Here is a 21247-nt window from a genome sequence, read left to right as displayed (position 1 = left end):
CCGTCAGCGGGTGTTGCCCCAGCGCGCCTGCTCCAGCAGCTCCACCGCGCGTTCCCGGGTGGACGGGTCGTCGTCGGCGCGCAGCAGCGCCGTCGCCTCGTCGACCGCGTCGGTCAGGTGCCGCCACTGGAGATCCCGCTCCCGGACCAGATCCGACTGGGCGGCGAGCTGCCGCGTCTTCACCCACAGGTCGACGAAGACCGTCACCTTGGCGCGCAGCACCCACGGGTCGAACGGCTTGGTCAGGTAGTCGACCGCGCCGGCCGCGTAGCCGCGCAGCGCGAGCTGGGCGTCCTTGTCCGCGGCGGTCAGGAAGATGATCGGTACGTGCCGGGTGCGCTCCCGCCGCTTGATGTGGGTGGCGGTCTCGAACCCGTCCATGTCCGGCATCTGGGCGTCCAGCAGGATCACCGCGAAGTCGTCCACCAGGAGCTGCTTGAGCGCCGCCTCGCCGCTCTCCACCGCGACCGACTGCACCGGGAGACCCTGGAGGATCGCCTCCAGCGCCATCAGGTTCTCCCGCCGGTCGTCCACCAGCAGGGCCTTGGCCGTCTGCGTCACGCGTTCTCCTCGCCTCGGCTCCGGCCGATCCAGGACGCCATCAGTTCGATCAGCTCGTCCAGGTCCACCGGCTTGGTGATGTAGTCGCTGCCGCCGGCGCCGAGCGCCGACTCCCGGTCGCCGGGCATCGCCTTCGCGGTCAGGAAGACGATCGGAAGGTCCGCGAACCGGTGGTTGCGGCGGATCTGCGCTGTCGTCTCGTACCCGTCCTGGTCCGGCATCATGGCGTCCATCAGGACGATGTCCACCTCCGGGTGCTCGGCGAGCTGGCGGACACCGTCCGCCCCGTTGTCCGAGTACAACACGGTCATCCCGTGCAGTTCCAACGCGGACGTCAGCGCGAACACGTTCCGCACGTCGTCGTCGATGATCAGCACGGTCACGCCGTCCAGGCGCCGGGTGGCGGGCGTCTCCTGCGGCTGCGGCAGCTCCATCGGCATGAGCAGCGACGACGGCAGGCCCGCGCGGCTCGGCGACGGCGGCGCCGGCGCCACCACCGCGTCCGGCGCCAGCACATCGGGTACGAAGAGAGTGAACGTCGAACCCTGACCGGGCGCGGACGAGACGGTGATCGTGCCGCCGAGCAGGCGGGCCAGATCACGGCTGATGGACAGGCCCAGCCCGGTGCCGCCGTAGCGGCGGCTGGTGGTGCCGTCCGCCTGCTGGAACGCCTCGAAGATCAGCGACAGCTTGTCGTCGGAGATCCCGATGCCGGTGTCTATCACGGTGAACGCGATCACCCGCTGCGCGTTCGTCAGCGCCGGTACGTCGAAGACGGCGTTCTCGGCCGCCGGGCCGATCCGCAGCGTCACCGCGCCGTTGTCGGTGAACTTCACCGCGTTCGACAGCAGGTTGCGCAGGATCTGCTGCAACCGCTGGGCGTCGGTGACCAGCGCGGGCGGCAGGTCGCGGCTCACCCGGACCTGGAAGTCCAGGCCCTTCTCCTCGGCCTGCGGCGCGAACGCCTGCTCGACGTACCCGCGGATCTCGGCGAACTGGATCTCGGTGGGCTCCACGTCCATCCGGCCCGCCTCGATCTTCGACAGGTCGAGGATGTCGTCGATCAGCGACAGCAGGTCCGAGCCGGCACCGTGGATGGTCCGCGCGAACTCGATCTGCTTCGCGCTGAGGTTGCGCTCCGGGTTCTCGGCCAGCAGCCGGGCCAGCAGGAGCAGCGAGTTCAGCGGCGTACGCAGCTCGTGGCTCATGTTCGCCAGGAACTCCGACTTGTACGCCGACGCGCGGGTGAGCTGCTGGGCCTTCTCCTCCAGGCCGAGGCGGGCCAGCTCGATCTCCCGGTTCTGCGTCTCGATGTTGGCCTTCTGCTCGGACAGCAGCTTCGCCTTGTCCTCCAGCTCGGCGTTGGTGCGCTGCAACTCGGCCGACTGGTCCTGCATCTCGTGCGCCAGCCGCTGCGACTGCGCCAGCAGTTCCTCGGTACGCCGGTTGGCCTGGATGGTGTTGACAGCGACGCCGATGGTGAGCACCAGCCGCTCCAGGAACGCCAGGTGCAGCTCGGAGAACGTGGCCACCCCGGCGAACTCGATCACGCCGAGCAGCTCGCCCTCGAACTGGACCGGCAGCACCACCAGGTCGGCCGGGGGCGTGTCGGCCAGTCCGGACCGTACGACGAGGCGGCCGTCCGGCTGCGCCTTGACCCGGATCGTCCGGCGGGACAGGGCGGCCTGCCCGACCAGCCCCTCACCCGGGCCGAACGTGACGTCGTGGCCGCGTGCCACGTACCCGTAGGAGGCGGTGAGCCGCAGCCGCATGCTGCCCTCGGAGCTGTCCGCCAGGAAGAACGCGCCGAGCTGCGCGTCCACCAGCGGGGTCACCTCCTGCATGATCATCCGGCAGACCTCGCCCAGGTCGCGCTGGCCCTGGAGCAGACCACCGATCCGGGCCAGGTTCGAGTCCAGCCAGCCCTGCTCGGCGTTCTTCTTGGTCGTCTCCCGGAGGGTGACGATCATCTGGTTGATGTTGTCCTTCAGCTCGGCGACCTCGCCCTGCGCCTTCACGTTGATCCGCTGGGTCAGGTCGCCGCGGGTCACCGACGTGGAGACCTGCGCGATCGCGCGCAACTGCGTGGTCAGGGTGGAGGCGAGCTGGTTGACGTTCTCGGTGAGGTCGCGCCACGTACCGGAGACGCCCTTGACCTGGGCCTGACCACCCAGCTTGCCCTCGGTACCCACCTCGCGGGCCACCCGGGTGACCTCGTCGGCGAACGAGGAGAGCTGGTCGACCATCGTGTTGACGGTGTTCTTCAGTTCGAGGATCTCGCCCTGGGCGTCCACTGTGATCTTCTGGCCCAGGTCGCCGTTCGCCACGGCCGTGGTGACCGAGGCGATGTTCCGCACCTGGCTGGTCAGGTTCGACGCCATCGAGTTCACGTTGTCGGTCAGGTCGCGCCACGTACCGGAGACGCCCTTGACCTGGGCCTGACCACCGAGCTTGCCCTCGGTACCCACCTCGCGGGCCACCCGGGTCACCTCGTCGGCGAACGACGAGAGCTGGTCCACCATCGTGTTGACAGTGGACTTCAGCTCCAGGATCTCGCCCTGCGCGTCCACTGTGATCTTCTGCGACAGGTCGCCCTTGGCGACGGCCGTGGACACCTGGGCGATGTTGCGCACCTGCGCGGTCAGGTTCGACGCCATCGAGTTCACGTTGTCGGTCAGGTCGCGCCAGGTGCCGGCGACGCCGCGCACCTGCGCCTGGCCGCCGAGCTTGCCCTCGGTACCCACCTCGCGCGCCACCCGCGTGACCTCGTCGGCGAACGACGAGAGCTGGTCCACCATCGTGTTGACAGTGGACTTCAGCTCCAGGATCTCACCCCGGGCATCAACGGTGATCTTCTGCGACAGGTCACCCTTCGCCACCGCCGTGGTGACCGAGGCGATGTTCCGCACCTGGCTGGTCAGGTTCGACGCCATCGAGTTCACGTTGTCGGTCAGGTCGCGCCACGTACCGGAGACGCCCTTGACCTGGGCCTGACCACCCAGCTTGCCCTCGGTACCCACCTCGCGCGCCACCCGGGTCACCTCGTCGGCGAACGAGGAGAGCTGGTCGACCATCGTGTTGACGGTGTTCTTCAGCTCCAGGATCTCGCCCTGCGCGTCCACCGTGATCTTCTGACCCAGGTCGCCCTTGGCGACCGCGGTGGAGACCTGGGAGATGTTGCGGACCTGGCTGGTCAGGTTGCCGGCGAGCTGGTTGACGTTCTCGGTGAGGTCGCGCCAGGTGCCGGAGACGCCACGCACCTGCGCCTGGCCGCCCAGCTTGCCCTCGATGCCCACCTCACGGGCCACCCGGGTCACCTCGTCGGCGAACGACGACAGCTGGTCCACCATCGTGTTCACGGTGTCCTTCAGCTCCAGGATCTCGCCCTGGGCGGCCACCGTGATCTTCTGCGACAGGTCGCCCTTAGCCACCGCCGTGGACACCTGGGCGATGTTGCGCACCTGCGCGGTCAGGTTCGACGCCATCGAGTTGACGTTGTCGGTCAGGTCCTTCCACGTGCCGGCCACGCCCGGCACCTCGGCCTGGCCGCCCAGCTTGCCCTCGGTACCCACCTCGCGGGCCACCCGGGTCACCTGCTCGGCGAACAGCCGCAGCGTGTCGGTGAGCGAGTTCATCGTGTCGGCCAGCTCGGCCACCTCGCCGCGCGCCCCGACCGTGATCTTCTGCGACAGGTCGCCCTTCGCCACCGCCGTCGCCACCTGGGAGATCGACCGCACCTGCCCGGTGAGGTTCGACGCCATGGTGTTCACCGAGTCGGTGAGGTCCTTCCAGGTGCCGGCCACCCCGCGCACGTCGGCCTGGCCGCCCAGCTTGCCCTCGGTACCCACCTCACGCGCCACGCGCGTCACCTCGTCGGCGAACGACGAGAGCTGGTCCACCATCGTGTTCACCGTGCGACCGATGCGCAGGTACTCACCACGCAGCGGGCGACCGTCTATCTCCAGCGCCATGTGCTGGGAGAGGTCGCCGTCGGCGACCGCCACGATGACCCGGGCGATCTCGGTGGTCGGCCGGCCCAGGTCGTCGATGAGCGAGTTGACCGCCCGCTGCCCCTCCGCCCACGAGCCGTCCAGGCCCTCGTCGTCCAGGCGCTCGGTGAGCCGGCCGTCACGGCCGACGATCCGGCTGATCCGCCGCAGGTCCAGGTGCTGCCGCTCCTGCAACGACACCACGTCGTTGAAGGCGTCGGCGACCTCACCGGGCAGACCCGCCCGCCGGGGCAGGCGCACCCGCAGATCGCCGCGCCCCACCCGGCGCAACGCCTCGACAAGTTCGCCGAGGAGCACCTCGTGGTCGGACGCGGACGGGTCAGCGGTCACCGACTGATTCACCGTGGCCATCGTTCCTCGCTCCGCTCGGGCTCGTGCGGTCACACGGGCCATCCCATCATTGTGCCGCGCGATCCGTCGAGGTCACCGCGTGTGATCGCGCGTCACGTGCGGTATCGACCCGGGTGGCGGGTTCGGCCTGATGCTTGGCACCCGGGGTGGGCGCGGTGGAGGATACGAAGGTGTCAGCGGAGGCAGGGCCGGTCAGCGGCGGCGCGGACGAGCGCGTCCGCCGCGTCCGCCTCCCCGCCGACCGCCGCACCCCGGCGGCGGCCCGCGCGCTGGTCCGCACGATGCTGCTCGAAGCGCGGCTGCCCGAGCTGCTGAACGAGGCGCTGCTGCTCACCACCGAGCTGACCACCAACGCCGTCGAGCACGCGCGTACCGAACTGGACATCGAGGTCGACACCGACCGCAACGGCCTCACCGTGACAGTCACCGACTTCGCCTCCGGCCCGGTCGACGAGCTGATCGTGGGCGTGCGCAACACCACGTCCGACATCACCGAGGTCGCCGCCCGGGGGCGCGGCCTGCTGCTCGTCGACCACTTCTCCAGCCGGTGGGGCACCACGTACCTGCCCACCGGCAAGGGCGTCTGGTTCCGCCTCGACCGGCCCGGCCCCGGCGGGTCCGCCCGGCCGTCGGCCGGCCCGCTGCGCGTCGCCGAACCGGACCGAACCGGCGACGGTACGCCGAGCGCCGCGGCCATGAGCGAGTTGATGCAGCTCACCCCCGACTCGTACGCCGACGAGCCGCTGCCCGAGTTCGCCACCGGGCTGCTGACCCGGGTCGGCGAGATGGTGGGCGCCGCCGGTGGCACCGTCCGGCTGGACCGGGGCGACGGGCTCGGCACCCAGGTCTTCGCCCGGTACGGCCGGCCGCCACGCGACGGCAACGAGCTGCTGCGCGTACCGCTGGCCGTGCACCGCCCGTACGCCGGTGAGCTGGAACTGGACGCGGCGCCCTCGGCGTATGCCCGGCCGCTCGCCGTGCTGGCCGCCGAGCGGCTGTCCCTGCACCTGGAGAACGACCGGCTGCGCCGCGCCGACGTACGCCGCTCCACCTGGCTGACGTTCCTCGCCGAGGCCAGTGAACTGCTCGCCCAGTCGCTCGACGTCGAGCTGACCATGGCGCTCATCCCGCAGCTCGTGGTGCCCCGGCTCGGCCAGTGGTGCGCCGTGCACACCACCGACGAGTGGGGCCGGCTGCGCCTCGCCGCGTCCAGCCACGCCGACGAGGCGATGCTGCCGCAGCTGCACCGGATCCTCCAGGAGACCGGCCCGGACTCGATCCAGTCCCGGCTGCGCGAGGCGTCCCGCAACGCCGCCCAGGTGCCGCTCGGCGGGCCGATGGAGGGTTTCGCCGTACCGCTGATCGCCCGTGGCCAGCGGCTCGGCACCCTCGCCGTGGGCCGGCACCAGCGGCACCGGCACGACCCGGACGAGGTGTCGGTGCTGGAGGACGTGGCCCGCCGCGCCGCCCTCGCCATCGAGAACGCCCGCATCCACGCCGAGCGCCGCCGGGTCGCACAGACGCTCCAGCAGTCGCTGCTGCCGCCGGTGCTCCCGGTGGTCGAGGGCATCGGCTTCGCCGCCGAGTACGTCCCGACCGGCGACGACGCGGAGGTCGGCGGCGACTTCTACGACGTGCTCCCGCTGCCGGACGGCCGCTGGCTCGTGGTGGTCGGCGACGTATCGGGCAAGGGCGTACAGGCCGCCGCCGTGACCGGCCTGGTCCGGGACGTGATCCGGGTGCTCGTCGGCGACGGCAAGCCGCTGCCCGAGGTGCTCGGCCGGCTCAACGAGACGCTCGTGGAGCGCGGTGGCGGACGCTACTGCACGCTGGCGCTGGCGGCTGTCGCACCCGGCGACGGCGACCAGCTCGACGTCTCGCTGCACCTGGCCGGCCACGACCGCCCGGTGCTGCTGCACGGCGGTGGCGGGGCGACGTTCGTCGGGGTCGGCGGTACGGCGCTGGGCCTGCTCGACACGATCACCACACCGACCGCCGAGCTGACGCTCAAGCCGGGGGACGCGCTGATCTTCTACACCGACGGGGTCACCGAGCGGCGGCGCGGACGCGAGCTGTTCGGCACCGACCGGTTGCGCGAGTCGGCGGCGCCGCTGGCCGGGTACTCGGCCGACGTGGTGGCCGCCCGGCTGCGCGCCGCCACGATCGCGTTCTCGGTGGAGCCTCCACGCGACGACATCGCCATCCTGGTCCTCCGAAACGACACCCCATAGCCCTCCCACCCCGCCCGGGGCGGGGGCACCGTCGATCATGAAGTTGGCCGCTCAATTCGCCCGTTTCCTCCCCGTCAACTTCATGGTCAACCCACTCCGGCATGCCACGGACGCGTCCGGCCGCCTGTCGTCGCGCTTCAGGTCGCCCCGTCGCGCTTCAGGTCGCCCATCGGCGGTGATCAAGGAGTTTGTGTTCTCCGGGGGCGCGAAATCTGACGCAAAGTCCTTGATCACCGGGGCGGGGCGAGGCGGGGCGGGGCGGGGCGGGCTGGTGCCGGGGAGGGCGAGGCGGTCAGAGGCCGCCGGGGAGACGGCCGGGGGCCAGGCGGTGGTGCGGGTCCAGGTGGGCCTTGGCGCTGCGCAGGCGCGGCAACGCGGGCAGCTCGCCCCAGAGGTCCACGGCACGGCGTACCGCCGCCGGCGCGGCCACCACCACGCACCGGCCCCGCCGGGCGATCAGCACGCTGCGGACGGCGGTGAGGATCGAGGCGACCCGCTCGGGCGGCAGCGCGCCGGACAGTGCGGCGTGCACGGTGCCCGAGCCGGCTGAGCCGCGTACCGGCACCGGGCCGCCGGTGGCGTCGCGCAACGCGTAGACGGCGGCGTGCAGGTCGCCTATCGGCACCTCGATACGCAGCGCCGTGTCGCCGGGTGCGAACGGGTAACGCCCCCACCATTCCGGCGCGTGGTGACCGACCATCGCCTCGGAGCCGAGGACGGCGGTGAGCCGTTCGGCCCGCTCGGTCACGTCGGCCGGGCCGCCCTCCAGCAGCACCACCAGGCTGCCCGCCGCGGGTCGCCCGGTCACGGCCGGGTGATCGGGCCGGTTGACCACCGACGGGTGCGTGGCCGGGATGCGACGGCGGGGCAGCGGCACCGGCACCGGCAGGTCCAGTTCGACGGCGGCCGGGTCGACGTCGGCGGCCAGGACGGCCCGGACCAGGTCGTGCACCTCCAGGGGTGTCCACACCGGACGGGACACCCAGAGGCGGCCGGCCGGCACGGCGTGCACCCGCATGGTGGCCGAGACCAGGACGCCGAGCCCGCCCTGCGAGCCGCAGAGCAGGCGGGCCACGTCCAGGCCGGCCGTCCCGCCCCGACCGAGTATCGCGTCGCCGCCACCGCGACCCGGATCTCCGCCGGCACCGCCCACCGGACCGCCGGCACCCCAGCCGGGACCGCCCACCGCGCAGGCAGGCCCGGAGCCGGCACCGCCGTCACCATCGCCCGCCGGACCGCGCCCGCCCGGACGGACACCGCCACCGCCCGGCGCGGCCCGGCCGAGCGCCTCCGTGCCGGACTCGCCGACGCTCACCAGCTCGCCGTCGGCGTCGAGGTAGCGCACCCCGACGAGCTGGGCACACGGGCTGCCGTGCCGGTGCCGCAACGGACCGGACTCGTCGGCGGCGAGCACCCCGCCGAGCGTCGCGCCCGGCGAGGGCGCGTCGACGGGCAGCCGCCGGTTGGTGCGCGCGAGCGTGGCCTGGACGGCGCGCAGTGGCGTACCGGCGCCGATCTCGGCCACCGCCGCGTCGCGCGGCTCGTGCCAGACCCCGGCGAGGCGGCCGGTGTCGAGCATGATGTCCACCTGCGCCGGCGCGGCACCCCAGTCGATCTTCGTGCCGGCACCGCGGGGCACCACTGTCAGGTCGTACGCCGCGGCCAGCCGCAACACCTCGGCGGCGGCGTGCGGGCCGCCCGGCACGGCCACCCATCGGGCGGTACGGCCGGCCACCTCGTCGGCCGGGCCGGCGAACCGGGCGAACGGGTCGCCGCAGATCGCGGCCAGCTTCCGGGTGATGTCGAGGGCTCCGAGCCGAGGGGTGGAACGTGCCGCATCCGCCATGGCGGTTATCGTACACATGTTCGAAAGACCTGGCGGCGAGTCGCGGGTTTCGGTCGGCGGGCGAGCCCGGCGGCGCCCTGCCGACCGGTAACGTGGCGCCGTGACCGAAACCCCACCGCCCGTCGCCAAGCGCGTCCCGTCCGAGCGCGTCCACCACGGTGACACCGTGATCGACGAGTACGCCTGGCTCGCCGTCAAGGACGACCCGGACACGATCGCGTACCTGGACGCCGAGAACGCGTACACCGAGGCGCGCACCGCCCACCTGGCCGGGCTGCGCGCGGAGCTGTTCGAGGAGACGCGCCGGCGCACCCAGGAGACCGACCTGTCGGTGCCGACGCGCAAGGACGGCTACTGGTACTACACCCGTACGGTCGAGGGGCAGCAGTACGGCGTGCACTGCCGGCGTGCGGTGCGGCCGGGCGAGACGGCGCCCCCGGTCAGCGTGGACGGCGCCCCGCTCGACGGCGAGGAGGTGCTGCTGGACGGCAACCAGCTCGCCGAGGGGCACGACTTCTTCTCCCTCGGCGCGTTCGACGTCAGCCCGGACGGGCGCTGGCTGGCCTACTCCACCGACTTCTCCGGCGACGAGCGCTTCACGCTGCGGATCAAGGATCTGACCACCGGCGAGTCGCTGCCGGACGAGGTGCCGGACACGTTCTACGGCACGGCCTGGTCCAGTGACGCGTCCACGCTGTTCTACGTCACTGTGGACGAGGCGTGGCGGCCGAACCGGGTCTGGCGGCACACCGTCGGCACGCCGTCCACCGAGGACGTGGTGGTCCACCAGGAGGACGACGAGCGGTTCTGGGTCGGCGTCGAGCTGACCCGCTCGGAGCGCTTCGTGGTCATCGACATCCACAGCAAGATCACCAGCGAGGTGTGGGTGATCCCGGCGGCCAACCCGACCGGCGCGCCCGCCGTCGTGGCCCCGCGACGTCAGGGCATCGAGTACGCGGTGGAGCACCACGGCCACCGCTTCCTGATCCTGCACAACGACGGCGCGGAGGACTTCGCGCTGGCGTACACGTCGGCGGACGCGCCGGGCGAGTGGGAGCCGCTGATCCCGCACACGCCCGGCACCCGCCTGGAGGCGGTCGACGCGTTCGAGCACCACCTCGTGGTGTCGCTGCGCACCAACGGGCTGACCGGCCTGCGGGTGCTGCCGGTGGGCAGCGACGACAGCTGGGACATCGACTTCCCCGAGCCGATCTACAGCGTCGGGCTGGACGCGAACCCGGAGTACCGCACGAACGAGGTCCGGCTGCGCTACACCTCGCTGGTCACCCCGGACTCGGTCTACGACTACGACCTGGTCACCCGGGAGCTGACGCTACGCCGGCAGAAGCCGGTGCTTCCCGGGCCGGACGGACGGGCGTACGACCCGGCCGACTACGAGCAGCACCGGGACTGGGCGCTCGCCGACGACGGCACCCGCGTACCGATCTCGCTCGTCTGCCGCCGCGACACGCCGCGCGACGGCTCGGCACCGGCCGTCATCTACGGCTACGGGTCGTACGAGGCCAGCATGGACCCGTGGTTCTCGATCGCCCGGCTGAGCCTGCTCGACCGCGGCGTGATCTTCGCGGTGGCGCACATCCGCGGCGGCGGTGAGCTGGGCCGGCGCTGGTACGACGAGGGCAAGATGCTGGCCAAGAAGAACACGTTCACCGACTTCGTGGCCTGCGCCCGGCACCTCGTCAAGGCGGGCTGGACGGCGAGCGACAGGCTGGTCGCCCGGGGCGCGTCGGCCGGCGGCCTGCTGATGGGTGCGGTGGCGAACCTCGCCCCGGACGCGTTCACCGGCATCGTCGCGCAGGTGCCGTTCGTGGACGCGCTCACCTCGATCCTCGATCCGTCGCTGCCGTTGACCGTCACCGAGTGGGAGGAGTGGGGCAACCCGCTCGACGACCCCGAGGTCTACGCGTACATGAAGTCGTACACGCCGTACGAGAACGTGGTGGCCGCCGCCTACCCGGCGGTGCTGGCGGTGACCAGCCTGAACGACACGCGAGTGCTCTACCACGAGCCGGCCAAGTGGATCGCCCGGCTGCGCGCGCTCGCACCGGCCGGCGACTACCTGCTCAAGACCGAGATGGGCGCGGGCCACGGCGGTCCGAGTGGCCGCTACGACTCCTGGCGCGAGGAGGCGTTCGTCAACGCCTGGATCCTCGACCGCGTCGGCCGCGCGTGAGGTGTAAGGAAGGGCCCCTTATTAACAGACGTCTGTTAATAAGGGGCCCTTCCTTACACCCGGGCCAGCGCCGTCGGGGCCCTAGACTGCCGGGATGAGCGACGAGGAGCAGCCGGCGGCGCGACGCGCACCGGCCTGGCTGATCCTCGTGGTGGTCGCCGCCGCGCTCGTGGTCTGCTGCTGTTCGACGGTGATCGGCCTGACCGTCGCGGGCTCCGCCGGGCTGCTCGGCCGCTGACCGCTCAGCCCGCGCGCAGTTCCTCCACCGAGGTCGCGGCGCGCAGGAACAGCAGGCCGGCCACGACCGTGCCCAGCACCGCCGCCAGCCCGCCGGCCGCGAGCCAGGCCAGCTGATCCCACGGTACGTCCGGCGGGATCGTCGTCTTCGGCACCCATTCGGTACGGGTGTACCGAGCCGCGGTGGCCGGGTCGCCGCACAGTTCCGTGCCGGCGTCGCAGATCGTTCGCGTGAAGCCGCCGTTGCTCGGTGCCGGCATGACGCCCCGGACCAGCAGGTAGCCGACAGTCAGCGCGAGCCCGATCGCGGGCACGGCGGGGGCGAGTGCGGCCCAGAGCAGCGACCGGCCGATGGTGGCCCGTGGCACGCCGGTCGCCACCTGCGCCGCGTACGCCCGGCGCCGGCTGGTGATCCCCTCGACCACCGCTACGAGCAGCCCACCGCCGGCGATCGCCATCGCCACCACGACCGCGAGGTCGACCAGGTCCATCGCGCCGAGGTAGAAGCCCGGATCGGCCAGTCCTGAGCCGGTGCGGCGGGTCACCTCGGCCTCGGCCTGGAAGTCGGCACGCAGTCCTGCGGCACCGGCACCGAAGATCAGCGCGGCCAGCAGCGCGGCGAAGGTGCGGCTGCCGGCCCACGGGTCGGCGGCCAGCCGGCGGGCGGCGAGCAGGGCGGCCGGGCCGCGTCCGTGCCGGTGCAGCAGCCGGCCGGTCTGGTACGAGATCCAGCCGGTGCCCGACACGACGCCGATCATCGCGGTCAGCCCGCCGACGACGAGCAGTGTCGGCACCGGCCAGTCGGGGGCCACGGCGCCACGCCGTTCGTACCAGAGCAGGAGCGGGCGGATCGCGGCGAACATCGCCAGCGCGGCGAGGATGAGCACGCCCGGCCACGGCCAGGGTGCCCGGGTGCGGACCCGGCGTACGACGCCGAACGGGGTGGTGGTGACCCGCCGCAGCAGCAGGGCGCTGACCAGCGCGGCCACCAGCGGCAGGCCGAGCACGACGGCGGCCACGGCGAGCGGGGCCGGACGCACGTCGGTGGGCAGCGGCAGCCGCCCGTCGGCGTCGGGCCGGTGCAGCAGCCGGCGCCCGGCCAGGAAGACGGCCAGGCCGATGAGGGTGCCGAGCAGGCTCGCCACGCCGGTCTCGGCGACCGCGACCCGGGTGACCTGCCCGGGGGTGGCGCCGGCCAGCCGGAACGCGGCCAGCCGCCGGTCCCGGCCGGGCGCACCGAGGCGGGCGCACTGCCCGGCCAGTCCCAGCACCGGTACGCAGAGCAGCAGCACCGCGAACGCGACGCCGGGACGCAGGCCGGGTTCCCGCAGCAGGGCGTTCGTGTACTGGTCGGACTGCGTCCAGGCATCGCCGGGCGGCTTCACCACCGCCAGCACTGTCAGCGCGGCCAGCCCGGCCAGCGTCGCGAGTGCGGCGCTCACCGCGGTGAGCACCACCCGGGCGATGTCGGTGCGGGTGCCGGCAAGCGCGAGCCGCAGCAGCGTGCCCGGCCTCACCGTGACCCGCCCGGCAGCGCCGGGTCGAGCCCGAGCCCGGTGTGGTCGACCATGCCGTCGCGCAGGCTCACCTCCCGGTCCGCGTACGCGGCGATGCGCGGCTCGTGGGTCACCAGCACGACTGTGGAGCGCTGCTCGCGGGCCAGCCGGACCAGTTGGGTGAGCACCTGCTCGCCGGCCAGCGTGTCGAGCGCGCCGGTCGGCTCGTCGGCGAAGATCACCCGTGGTTCGGTGACCAGGGCGCGGGACAGTGCGCACCGTTGCTGTTGCCCGCCGGACATCTCGCCGGGCCGGACGTCGGCGACGTCGGCCACACCGAGCCGGTCCAGCCAGGAGAGCGCCGCCGTCCGTGCCGCTCGCCGCCCCGTGCCGGCGAGCAACAACGGAAGGGCGACGTTCTCCGCCGCGGTCAGCTCGGCGACGAGCTGGCCGAACTGGAACAACACCCCGAATTCGGTACGGCGCAGCCGGGAGCGGGCCGCCTCCGGCCACGTGTCGATCCGTTCCCCGCGCCAGGTGACCTGACCGGCGTCGGGACGCAGGATGCCGGCCAGGCAGTGCAGCAAGGTGGACTTGCCGCATCCGCTCGGCCCGGTGACGGCGAGAATCTCGCCTTCGGCCACGTCGAGCGTCACGCCACGCAGCGCGGGCGTGTGACCGTACGCGCGGACGACGCCGCGCGCTTGCAGGAACGTCACGAGTGCACCTCCCGGTGCCAGTCGACGACCCGGTCCAGGGTGGTGTGCAGCCACCGGAGGTCGGCGTCGAGGTGGGCGATGGCGAAATCGGCGGCGATCACCTCGTCGAGGCGGGCACCGGGGGCGGTCTTGAGCGCCGTCAGCTCACGCAGCCGTTGCGTGTGCGCCCGGCGCTGGGCGATCAGGTAGCCACGGGCCTGCGCGGCGTCTGCTACCAGCAGCGCGACGACCACCTTGGCGAACAGCGTGCTCGCCACGTACGGCATCGGTGGTTCGACGGTGCCCAGCCAGCGGTCGAGTGCCGCCCGTCCGTCGTCGGTGAGCGCGTAGGCGGTCCGGTCCGGGCCGCCGTCGCGTTCCTGGCCGGCCGGCACGACCAGGCCGTCCCGGTGCAGGCGGGCCAGCGTCGCGTAGACCTGCCCGAAGGCGAGCGGCCGGGCCCGCGGCAGTCGCTCGTCGTGCGCGCGCTTCAGCTCGTAGCCGTGGCGTGGCCCGGCGGCGAGCAGCCCGAGCAGGACGTGCTGAGTGGACACCTCCCTTACTATTCGCTGAGTGAATAGCGCTGTCAAGAACGGCCCGCGCGGGACAACGCGGGCCGTTCGGATCAGCGGGTCCAGGCCGGATCGCGTCCGGCCCGGCCGAGCAGCGCGTCCACGCTGGCCGGTGCCGCGCCGGTGGGCACCGGCGGGCCGAACGCGCCCATCTTCTGGCCCATGTCGCCCATCCGGTCCATGAACTCGTGCCCCGCCGCCACCACGGCCGGGTCCACTGTCAACTCCTGGCCGGTGGCCCGCGCCAGGTCCCATCCGTGGATGGTCAGGTCGATCAGGGCCATCAAGCCGACCGTCTCCTGCGGCAGCCCCATGCCGGGCGAGACGCCCTCCAACGCGGCCGGGTCGGACCACGCCCCGGTGAGCCGGGTCGTCTCGGTCGCGAACCGGTCGCGCCAGCCGTCGGTGAGGTGGTCGGTCTTGCCGGACCAGTCGACCTCCTCCCGACGCGCCAGCGCCTGGAAGTTGACCACCACGTCGAACAGGTGACCGAGCAGGTCGCGCACCGTGTAGTCGGGACAGGGCGTGGGCAGGCCGAGCTGATCGTCCGAGATCCTCCGCACCACCGCCGCCGTACGCGGCGCCGCGACGGCGAGCAGCTCACTAGTCTTCGTGCTCATAGGGGCAGCGTATGAGGGCGGTCTTGAAGAAATGCGACACGAACCGCGGCGCGACAACCGGGGCATCCTCGATCCCGTCCGGCTGCGCCGGCAGGTCCGGTTCCGGCGCCGGCTGGCCGCCCCGGCGTTGCGCCGGTGGGTGGAGCACTACTGGCTGATCGACTGGGATCTGACCGAGCCGTTCGAGCAACGGGTGGTGCCGCACCCGACCGTGAACGTGGTGTTCCAGGCGCAGGAGGGCGCGGCCGAACACGGCGAGATCGCCGGCGTCGACACCGGCCTGTTCACCGTCACTCTGCACGGCACCGGCCGGGTCTCCGGCGTCCAGTTCCGCCCGGGCGGGTTCCGGCCGTTCTGGCGGCGCCCGGTCGCCGAGCTGACCGGCCGGCGCGTACCGATCCCCGACGGGCCGATCTGCCCCGGCACCGACGACGAGCGCTGCGCCAGGCTGGACGAGCTGCTGACCTCGTGGTCGCCGGTTGCCGACCCACTCAACGCGGAGGCCACCGCGCTGGTCGAGGAGATCCGCGCCGACCGGACCGTGCTGCGGGTGACCGACTTCGCCCGGCGGCACGCCGTCTCCGTGCGCCGGCTCCAGCGCCTCTTCCTGGACCACGTCGGCGTCGGTCCGAAGTGGGTGATCCGCCGCTACCGGCTCCAGGAGGCGATCGAACAGGCCGCCGCCGGGCCGCTCGACTGGTCGCGGGTCGCCGTCGATCTGGGGTACGCCGACCAGGCCCACCTGGTCCGCGAGTTCACCGCCGTCGCGGGGGTCTCACCCGCGGCGTACGCCCGCTCGCTGGCCGCCCTGCGACAGTGACGCGGTGCGGGCCGCGCGCCGATGCGGGTCAGCGGCGGCGGACCGCCACCACCGCCACGTCGTCGTGGATCTCCGGCGGCGCCAGCTCGACGAGCAGCCGCCGGCAGAAGTCGTCCAGGTCGTCGTCCACCCGGGTGGCGACCACGCCGAGCGCCGCCATGCCGTCGTCGATGGTGGCGTCCCGCCGCTCGATCAGCCCGTCGGTGTAGAGCACGAGCGTGGCCCCGGCGGGCAGCACGAACTCCAGGTCCGGCGGGCGCGGCGCGCGCACCCCGAGCAGCGGCGCGGACTGCGTCACGAACTCGACCCGCCCGTCCCGGCTCAGCAACGCCGGCAGGTGCCCGGCACTGGCCATCCGGACCCGCCCGGTCGGCGGATGGAGCAGCAGGACGCAGATGGTCGCCAGCTCGGCGGGCAGCAGGCTGCGCATCAGCTCGTTGACCCGGTCCAGGATCACGCCCGGCTGGTGCCCCTCGACCGCGTACGCCCGCACCGCGTGCCGCAGCTCGGCCATCACCGTGGCGGCGTGCAGCGAGTGCCCGGCCACGTCACCGATCGCCACCAGCAGGTGCCCGTCGAGCATCACCAGCTCGTAGAAGTCGCCGCCCACCTCGGTCTGCGCGCTCGCCGGCTCGTACCGGACGGCCAGGTCCAGGCCGTTCACGTCCGGCAGCCGCTGCGGCAGCAGGCTGCGCTGCAACGTCACAGCGATCCGGTGCTCCTCGTCGAAGGACCGCTGCGCCTCCACCGCCGAGGCGACCGCCTGGGCGAGCTGCACCAGCACCGGCGTGCGTACGGTCTGGGTGGCGGTCGGCACCACCACGTACAGCGGGGCCCGGTCCTCGCGCAGCCGGGACGCGGCAACCGTCACGGTGTCGCCGTCCGGCCAGCCGGCCAGCGCCCAGTTGGCCGGCTCGTCGACGCGTACCCGGGTGCCGATCGGCACTCCGGTGTCGTCCACCACCCACGGCACGATGGTGGCCGGCGTGTGCGGGTCGGACGCCACCCCGGCCAGGCAGTCCCCGTCGAACGTCTCCGCGACCACCGCCGCCGGGGCCTTGAAGATCCGTGCCGCGCCGCTCGCGGCGGCCTCCAGCAGCCGGACGAAGTTCGGTGACGCGTGCATCTCCACAGTGGCGTCGGCCAGCGCGGCGAGCCGTTCGGCGAGCTGCTCGGCCCGCCGCCGGGCCTGGTAGTAGCGCAGCACCGCGTGGGCGGTGGCGACCAGTTCCTCCGGCTCGATCGGCTCGGCCAGGTAGGCGTCCGCGCCCCGGGTGAGGCCCTGTGCCCGGTCCACCACGTCGACGGCGTGGGCGGAGACGTGGATGACCGGGATCGACGGGTACGCCTCCTTGATCCGCTCGCACACCTCGAACCCGCTCATGTCGGGCAGCCGGACGTCGAGCACCACGAGGTCGATGTGTTCCCGGGCCACCCGCTCCAGCGCCGCCGTGCCGTTCTCCGCCTCGGCGGTGACGAAGCCGGCCCGGGTCAGCCAGTTGACCAGCAGGTATCGCTTGGGGCCGCTGTCGTCGACCACAAGCACGGTCACCGGCCCGCCGTCCACCGTCACGCTCCGCCCACGGGGAGGACCACTGTGAACGTGCTGCCCCGGCCGGCTTCACTGGTCAGCTCCAGCGTCCCACCGAGCAGCGTGACCAGCCGTCGCGCGTACGGCAGACCGAGCCCGGTGCCGCCGACCCGGGTCGTGCCGGGCACCTGGTAGAACTCCTCGAAGATCCGTTCGTGCAGTTCCGGCGGGATGCCCACGCCGGTGTCGGTGACCGACAGCGTCCACTGGTCGCCGCGGCGCTCGGCGCGCAGGCGTACCTCGCCGCGCTCGGTGAACTTCAGCCCGTTGTGCAGCAGGTTGCGCAGCACCTGGGCGAGCAGCACCTCGTCCGAGCGCACAGTGGCCGGGGCCGGCGGTTCCTCGACCACCAGCTCCACCTCGGGGCGGGAGGCGAGCGCCCGCAGCGTGCCGCGCAACTGCCCGAACACGGCGCGCAGGTCGACCTCGGACCAGTCCGGCTCGATCCGGCCCGACTCCGCCTTGGCCAGGTCGAGCAGCTCGTTGACCAGCCCCAGCAGGTCGCCCGCCGAGGAGCGGATCAGCCCCACCTGGCGGGCCTGTTCGCCGGTGAGCGGGTCGGAGGCGGAGTCGGCGAGCAGCCGGGCCAGGCCGATGATCGCGGTGACCGGGGCGCGCAGCTCGTGGCTGACGTTCGCCAGGAACCGGCTCTTCGACTCGCTGGCGGCCCGCAGCTGGGCGGACTTCTCGTCCAGCTCGGCGTAGAGCGCCACCACACCGCGGTTGGTCTCCTCCAGCTCCTCGGTGAGCTGGTTGTAGAGCGCCATCACGCCCCGGTTGGTCTCCTGGAGTTCGGAGTTGAGCACCGCCAGCTCGTCGCGCTGGCTGCGTACCTCGTCGAGGGCGGCGATGAGCTGCGCGTTCTGGGCGGCCAGCTCGTCCAGCGCGGAACCCGGGGCGCGCTCGGCCAGCTCGGCACGAAGCTCGGCGGCGCGATCAGCCGTCAGCTCCTCGGCGTGGTCGGGCACTCGTCGGGACATCCTCACGACCGTATCGCCCTCGACGGCCACGACCCGCAACGTGTCCACCAGACGCGCGACGGCACCGGACTGCGGCTCGTACCGTCCGCCGGGGAGCGGGCGCAGCGGCGACAGGTCCACCTGGAGGACCGGGCGGCCTACCGCGTCGCGGTCGAGCGCGAACGTGACGTCCGCGCCGTCGGCCCCGTGCAACAGTTCCCGGGCCACCTCGCTCAGCGCGGTGGCGATCCGTACCTGATCCTGGTGCTCCAGCCCGACCGCCGCGGCCACCTCCCGGCCCCGCTGCCGGACCAGGAAGATGTCCTGCTCCACCCGGAGCGCGAGGTGCAGGAGGGGTTCGGTCATGCCGCCCCCCGGGCCACCAGGACGCAGGCGTCGTCGCGGCGGACACCGGCGTCACGTAGCAGCGTCGCGGCGGCCAGCAGCGGGTTGCGCCCGGCGAGCCCGGGATAGTCGTCCAGGTCCCAGCGATCCACCACCCCGTCACTGTGCATGACCAGGGTGGCGTCGCGCGAGAAGGGGTAGTCGTACCCGCGGATCGCGGGGCGCTGGTGCCCGGCGATGCCCGGCAGCGAGACCAGCCCGCGCCGCCGCTCGCCCGGCGCGACGATCATCGCGGCGATGTTGCCGAGCCCGGCGTAGCGGAGGATCCCGGCGGCCGGATCCGGTTCGGCCACCGCGAGCGCGGCGCCCCGGGTGTGCGACATGGCGGCGTGCAGGTGCCGTACCACGACGTCCGGCGGCCCGTCCGGCGCGGAGCGGAACGCGGACACGGCGGCACCTGTGGCGGCGGCGGCGAGCGGTCCGTGGCCCAGCCCGTCGGAGACCAGTACCTGCCGCCGGCCGTCGACCTGGCGGACCGCGTACCCGTCGCCGCTGGTCTGCTCGCCGGTGATCGGACGGGCCAGCCCGGCCGCCCAGTCCGGCTCCGGCGGTACGCCGTCCCAGACCTGGACGACGAGGACCGTGCCCCGGCCGGGCGACGAGTAGCCGTCGAACCGGCTCGACTGCCGGACGATCGCGCCGAGCCCGATGCCGAGCGTGCCGGCGGTGGAGTGGCCGTCGACCGAGGAGAGCGTGAGGTCGGCCATGCCGGGGCCGGAGTCGATGGCCACCAGCTCCACCCCGGCCCGCCCGCCCCGGCGCGCGGGGCGCATCAGGAGTGCGCCCTCGCGGGCGTGCTTGACCAGGTTGCTGGTGATCTCGGCGGTGACGATGGCCAGGTCCGCGACGCGCGGCGTGCTCAGTTCGAGCTGCCAGCCGAGACGTTCGGCCGCCCGGCGTACGCTGCCGGCGGTCGCGCCGGTGTCGACCCGGAACCAGATGCCGTGGTCGGGCACCACGTCGGCGGTCATCGCGACCACTTGGTGACGGTGATCCGCGTCCCCTCGCCGACAGCCGTGCGGATGTCGAAGTCGTCGACGAGCCGGCGGGCGCCGCTCAGTCCCAGGCCCAGCCCGCCGCCGGTGGTGTAGCCGTCGGTGAGCGCCAGGTCGAGGTCGGGGATGCCCGGTCCCTCGTCGGCGAAGACGATCCGCACGCCGCGCCGGCGGCCGTCCTCAACGGTGCTCACCTCGGCGCTGCCCCCACCGCCGTAGATCAGCGTGTTGCGGGCCAGCTCGCTGGCGGCGGTGACGAGCTTCGTCTGGTCGACCAGGGAGAGCCGGACCGCGACGGCGGTGGTGCGCACCAACTGCCGGACCCGCACCACGTCCTCGTCGCTGCGGATCGCCTGGGTCGCCGGCACACCCAGGTCGACGCCCGTGGTCATGCCGTCGCCGTCGTCTCGGTGTCCTCGTCGTCGGCCGCCTCGTCCCACTCGTCGGCGCGGCTGGCCGCGATCAGCTCCATGCCGCGCTCGACGTTCAGCGCGGTACGGATGCCGTTGAGCGACAGCCCCAGCTCGACCAGCGTGATGGCGACGGCCGGGCGCATGCCGACCACCACCGTCTCGGCGTCCAGCACCTTGGAGATGGACGCGATGGTGGACAGCATCCGGCCGACGAAGGAGTCGACGATGTCCAGCGCCGTGATGTCGATGATCACGCCGTGGCAGCCGGTGGCGACGATCCGCTCGGCCAGGTCCTCCTGCAACTGGATCGCCGTCTGGTCGGACATGTCGACCTGGATGGAGACCAGCAGGATGTCGCCGATCTTGAGGATCGGCACCCGTTCCATCAGGACTCCCGCCGCGGGCGGCGAGCGGTGGTCTCGACCCCGGTCAGGCGCAGCACGTGGCGCAGCGCGTCGGCGAGGCTCGCCTTGGTGGCGATGTCGCCGAACTCGATGCCGAGGGCGACGATCGTCTGGGCGATCTGCGGGCGGATGCCGGAGATGATGCAGTCGGCGCCCATCAGCCGGGCGGCCACCACGGTCTTGAGGATGTGCTGCGCGACCTGCGTGTCCACCGCCGGTACGCCGGTGATGTCGATGATCGCGTACGGCGAGCCGGTGTCGACGAGCGTCTGCAGCAGCCGCTCCATCACCACCTGGGCGCGGGCCGAGTCCAGCGTCCCGACCAGCGGGACGGCGACGACGCCCTCCCAGAGCTTGACCACCGGGGTGGACAGCTCCAGCAGCTGCTCCGCCTGGTCGGCGATCAGGCTCTCCCGGGCGCGGACGAACGTCTCGAAGGTGAACAGGCCCATCTGGTCGATGAGCGCGGAGAAGGAGACGAAGTCGCGGAGGGTCTCGTCGCCCTTCTCCTCCTCCATCAGCTCCAGCAGGGCGTCCTTGAGCGCGAACACGCTGATCGCGGTCTCGGTGGCGGAGAATCCCTGGCGGGCCCGGTTGGTGGACAGCTCGGACAGCACCGCCCGCAGCTCACCGCCGTGCTCGCCGGCCAGGTCGGAGACGCCATGGCGGCCGGCGTCGATCAGCGCGCGGTGCAGTTCCTGGACCTGCCGGGCCAGCTCGGCCCGGCTCAGGCGACCGCGCAGCGAACTGGCGACGATCTCCGTCCAGCGGTTGGTCAGCCGGTCCGCGTGCTGACTGAGCAGGTGGGCGAGCCGACCACCCTGTTCGGCGCTCAACGCCATGC

The 21247-nt window shown here is 72.7% G+C and carries 17 protein-coding genes; 4 read left to right on the top strand and 13 right to left on the bottom strand.

The window, feature by feature from the left end; translation table 11 throughout:
• Positions 1–3: 3 nt before the first annotated feature.
• On the bottom strand, positions 4–561 hold the full coding sequence (locus ACPCK6_RS06130; protein ID WP_013283536.1) for a response regulator: 558 nt from the start codon (positions 559–561) through the stop codon (positions 4–6).
• Positions 558–4922, bottom strand: coding sequence for a HAMP domain-containing protein (locus ACPCK6_RS06125; RefSeq protein ID WP_194802085.1), 4365 nt, complete (start codon positions 4920–4922; stop codon positions 558–560). Before ACPCK6_RS06125 ends, ACPCK6_RS06130 begins: the two co-directional genes overlap by 4 nt.
• Positions 4923–5092: 170 nt before the next feature.
• Between ACPCK6_RS06125 and ACPCK6_RS06120 the strand changes: the two genes are divergently transcribed.
• Positions 5093–7153: a SpoIIE family protein phosphatase gene (locus ACPCK6_RS06120; RefSeq protein WP_423480549.1), complete on the top strand. Its 2061-nt coding sequence runs from the start codon at positions 5093–5095 to the stop codon at positions 7151–7153.
• Positions 7154–7445: 292 nt separating this feature from the next.
• Here the strand turns inward: ACPCK6_RS06120 and ACPCK6_RS06115 are convergent, their stop codons facing one another.
• Positions 7446–8999 carry an FAD-binding oxidoreductase gene (locus ACPCK6_RS06115; protein ID WP_423480548.1) on the bottom strand — a complete coding sequence of 518 codons (1554 nt, stop codon included), beginning with the start codon at positions 8997–8999 and terminating at the stop codon, positions 7446–7448.
• A 100-nt stretch (positions 9000–9099) separates the two neighbouring features.
• Between ACPCK6_RS06115 and ACPCK6_RS06110 the strand changes: the two genes are divergently transcribed.
• Entirely contained in the window at positions 9100–11193 is a 2094-nt protein-coding gene (locus ACPCK6_RS06110) for a S9 family peptidase (protein ID WP_423480547.1), read from the top strand.
• A gap of 94 nt (positions 11194–11287) precedes the next feature.
• Positions 11288–11431 (top strand): hypothetical protein, encoded by a 144-nt coding sequence (locus ACPCK6_RS06105; RefSeq protein ID WP_423480546.1) that lies wholly within the window; start codon positions 11288–11290, stop codon positions 11429–11431.
• 4 nt (positions 11432–11435) lie between these two features.
• Here the strand turns inward: ACPCK6_RS06105 and ACPCK6_RS06100 are convergent, their stop codons facing one another.
• The 4 genes from ACPCK6_RS06100 to ACPCK6_RS06085 all read right to left on the bottom strand — a co-directional run bounded on the left by ACPCK6_RS06100 (position 11436) and on the right by ACPCK6_RS06085 (position 14816).
• Complete coding sequence (locus ACPCK6_RS06100; protein WP_396881975.1) at positions 11436–12947, bottom strand: FtsX-like permease family protein; 1512 nt, start codon at positions 12945–12947, stop codon at positions 11436–11438.
• Positions 12944–13645: an ABC transporter ATP-binding protein gene (locus ACPCK6_RS06095; RefSeq protein ID WP_194802091.1), complete on the bottom strand. Its 702-nt coding sequence runs from the start codon at positions 13643–13645 to the stop codon at positions 12944–12946. The genes ACPCK6_RS06100 and ACPCK6_RS06095 overlap by 4 nt, the downstream gene beginning before the upstream one ends.
• The gene (locus ACPCK6_RS06090; RefSeq protein WP_396881974.1) at positions 13642–14178 is read right to left on the bottom strand and encodes a PadR family transcriptional regulator; all 537 of its coding nucleotides are present in this window, start codon (positions 14176–14178) and stop codon (positions 13642–13644) included. Before ACPCK6_RS06090 ends, ACPCK6_RS06095 begins: the two co-directional genes overlap by 4 nt.
• 71 nt (positions 14179–14249) lie before the next feature.
• Positions 14250–14816 (bottom strand): TIGR03086 family metal-binding protein, encoded by a 567-nt coding sequence (locus ACPCK6_RS06085; RefSeq protein WP_423480545.1) that lies wholly within the window; start codon positions 14814–14816, stop codon positions 14250–14252.
• Positions 14817–14847: 31 nt separating this feature from the next.
• Between ACPCK6_RS06085 and ACPCK6_RS06080 the strand changes: the two genes are divergently transcribed.
• Positions 14848–15636, top strand: a complete 789-nt coding sequence (locus ACPCK6_RS06080; RefSeq protein ID WP_423480544.1) for a DUF6597 domain-containing transcriptional factor — start codon at positions 14848–14850, stop codon at positions 15634–15636.
• A 28-nt stretch (positions 15637–15664) separates the two neighbouring features.
• On the opposite strand, the gene ACPCK6_RS06075 is transcribed toward ACPCK6_RS06080, so the two are convergent.
• Genes ACPCK6_RS06075 through ACPCK6_RS06050 form a run of 6 tightly spaced genes read right to left on the bottom strand, consistent with a single transcriptional unit; the run spans position 15665 to position 21245 of the window.
• Positions 15665–17203 carry a SpoIIE family protein phosphatase gene (locus ACPCK6_RS06075; RefSeq protein ID WP_423480543.1) on the bottom strand — a complete coding sequence of 513 codons (1539 nt, stop codon included), beginning with the start codon at positions 17201–17203 and terminating at the stop codon, positions 15665–15667.
• Between the two features lie 2 nt (positions 17204–17205).
• Positions 17206–18552, bottom strand: coding sequence for a sensor histidine kinase (locus tag ACPCK6_RS06070; protein ID WP_396881969.1), 1347 nt, complete (start codon positions 18550–18552; stop codon positions 17206–17208).
• Positions 18549–19562, bottom strand: a complete 1014-nt coding sequence (locus tag ACPCK6_RS06065; RefSeq protein WP_396882185.1) for a SpoIIE family protein phosphatase — start codon at positions 19560–19562, stop codon at positions 18549–18551. Before ACPCK6_RS06065 ends, ACPCK6_RS06070 begins: the two co-directional genes overlap by 4 nt.
• The gene (locus tag ACPCK6_RS06060) at positions 19559–19978 is read right to left on the bottom strand and encodes an ATP-binding protein (RefSeq protein WP_282312200.1); all 420 of its coding nucleotides are present in this window, start codon (positions 19976–19978) and stop codon (positions 19559–19561) included. The genes ACPCK6_RS06065 and ACPCK6_RS06060 overlap by 4 nt, the downstream gene beginning before the upstream one ends.
• On the bottom strand, positions 19975–20385 hold the full coding sequence (locus tag ACPCK6_RS06055; protein ID WP_135242833.1) for an STAS domain-containing protein: 411 nt from the start codon (positions 20383–20385) through the stop codon (positions 19975–19977). Before ACPCK6_RS06055 ends, ACPCK6_RS06060 begins: the two co-directional genes overlap by 4 nt.
• Positions 20385–21245, bottom strand: coding sequence for an STAS domain-containing protein (locus ACPCK6_RS06050; protein ID WP_396881968.1), 861 nt, complete (start codon positions 21243–21245; stop codon positions 20385–20387). Before ACPCK6_RS06050 ends, ACPCK6_RS06055 begins: the two co-directional genes overlap by 1 nt.
• Between the last annotated feature and the right edge of the window lie 2 nt (positions 21246–21247).

The organism is Micromonospora sp. AB353, assembly GCF_049538395.1.
Taxonomy (GTDB): Bacteria; Actinomycetota; Actinomycetes; order Mycobacteriales; family Micromonosporaceae; genus Micromonospora; species Micromonospora aurantiaca.
This window is presented reverse-complemented; position numbering and strand designations above follow the sequence as displayed.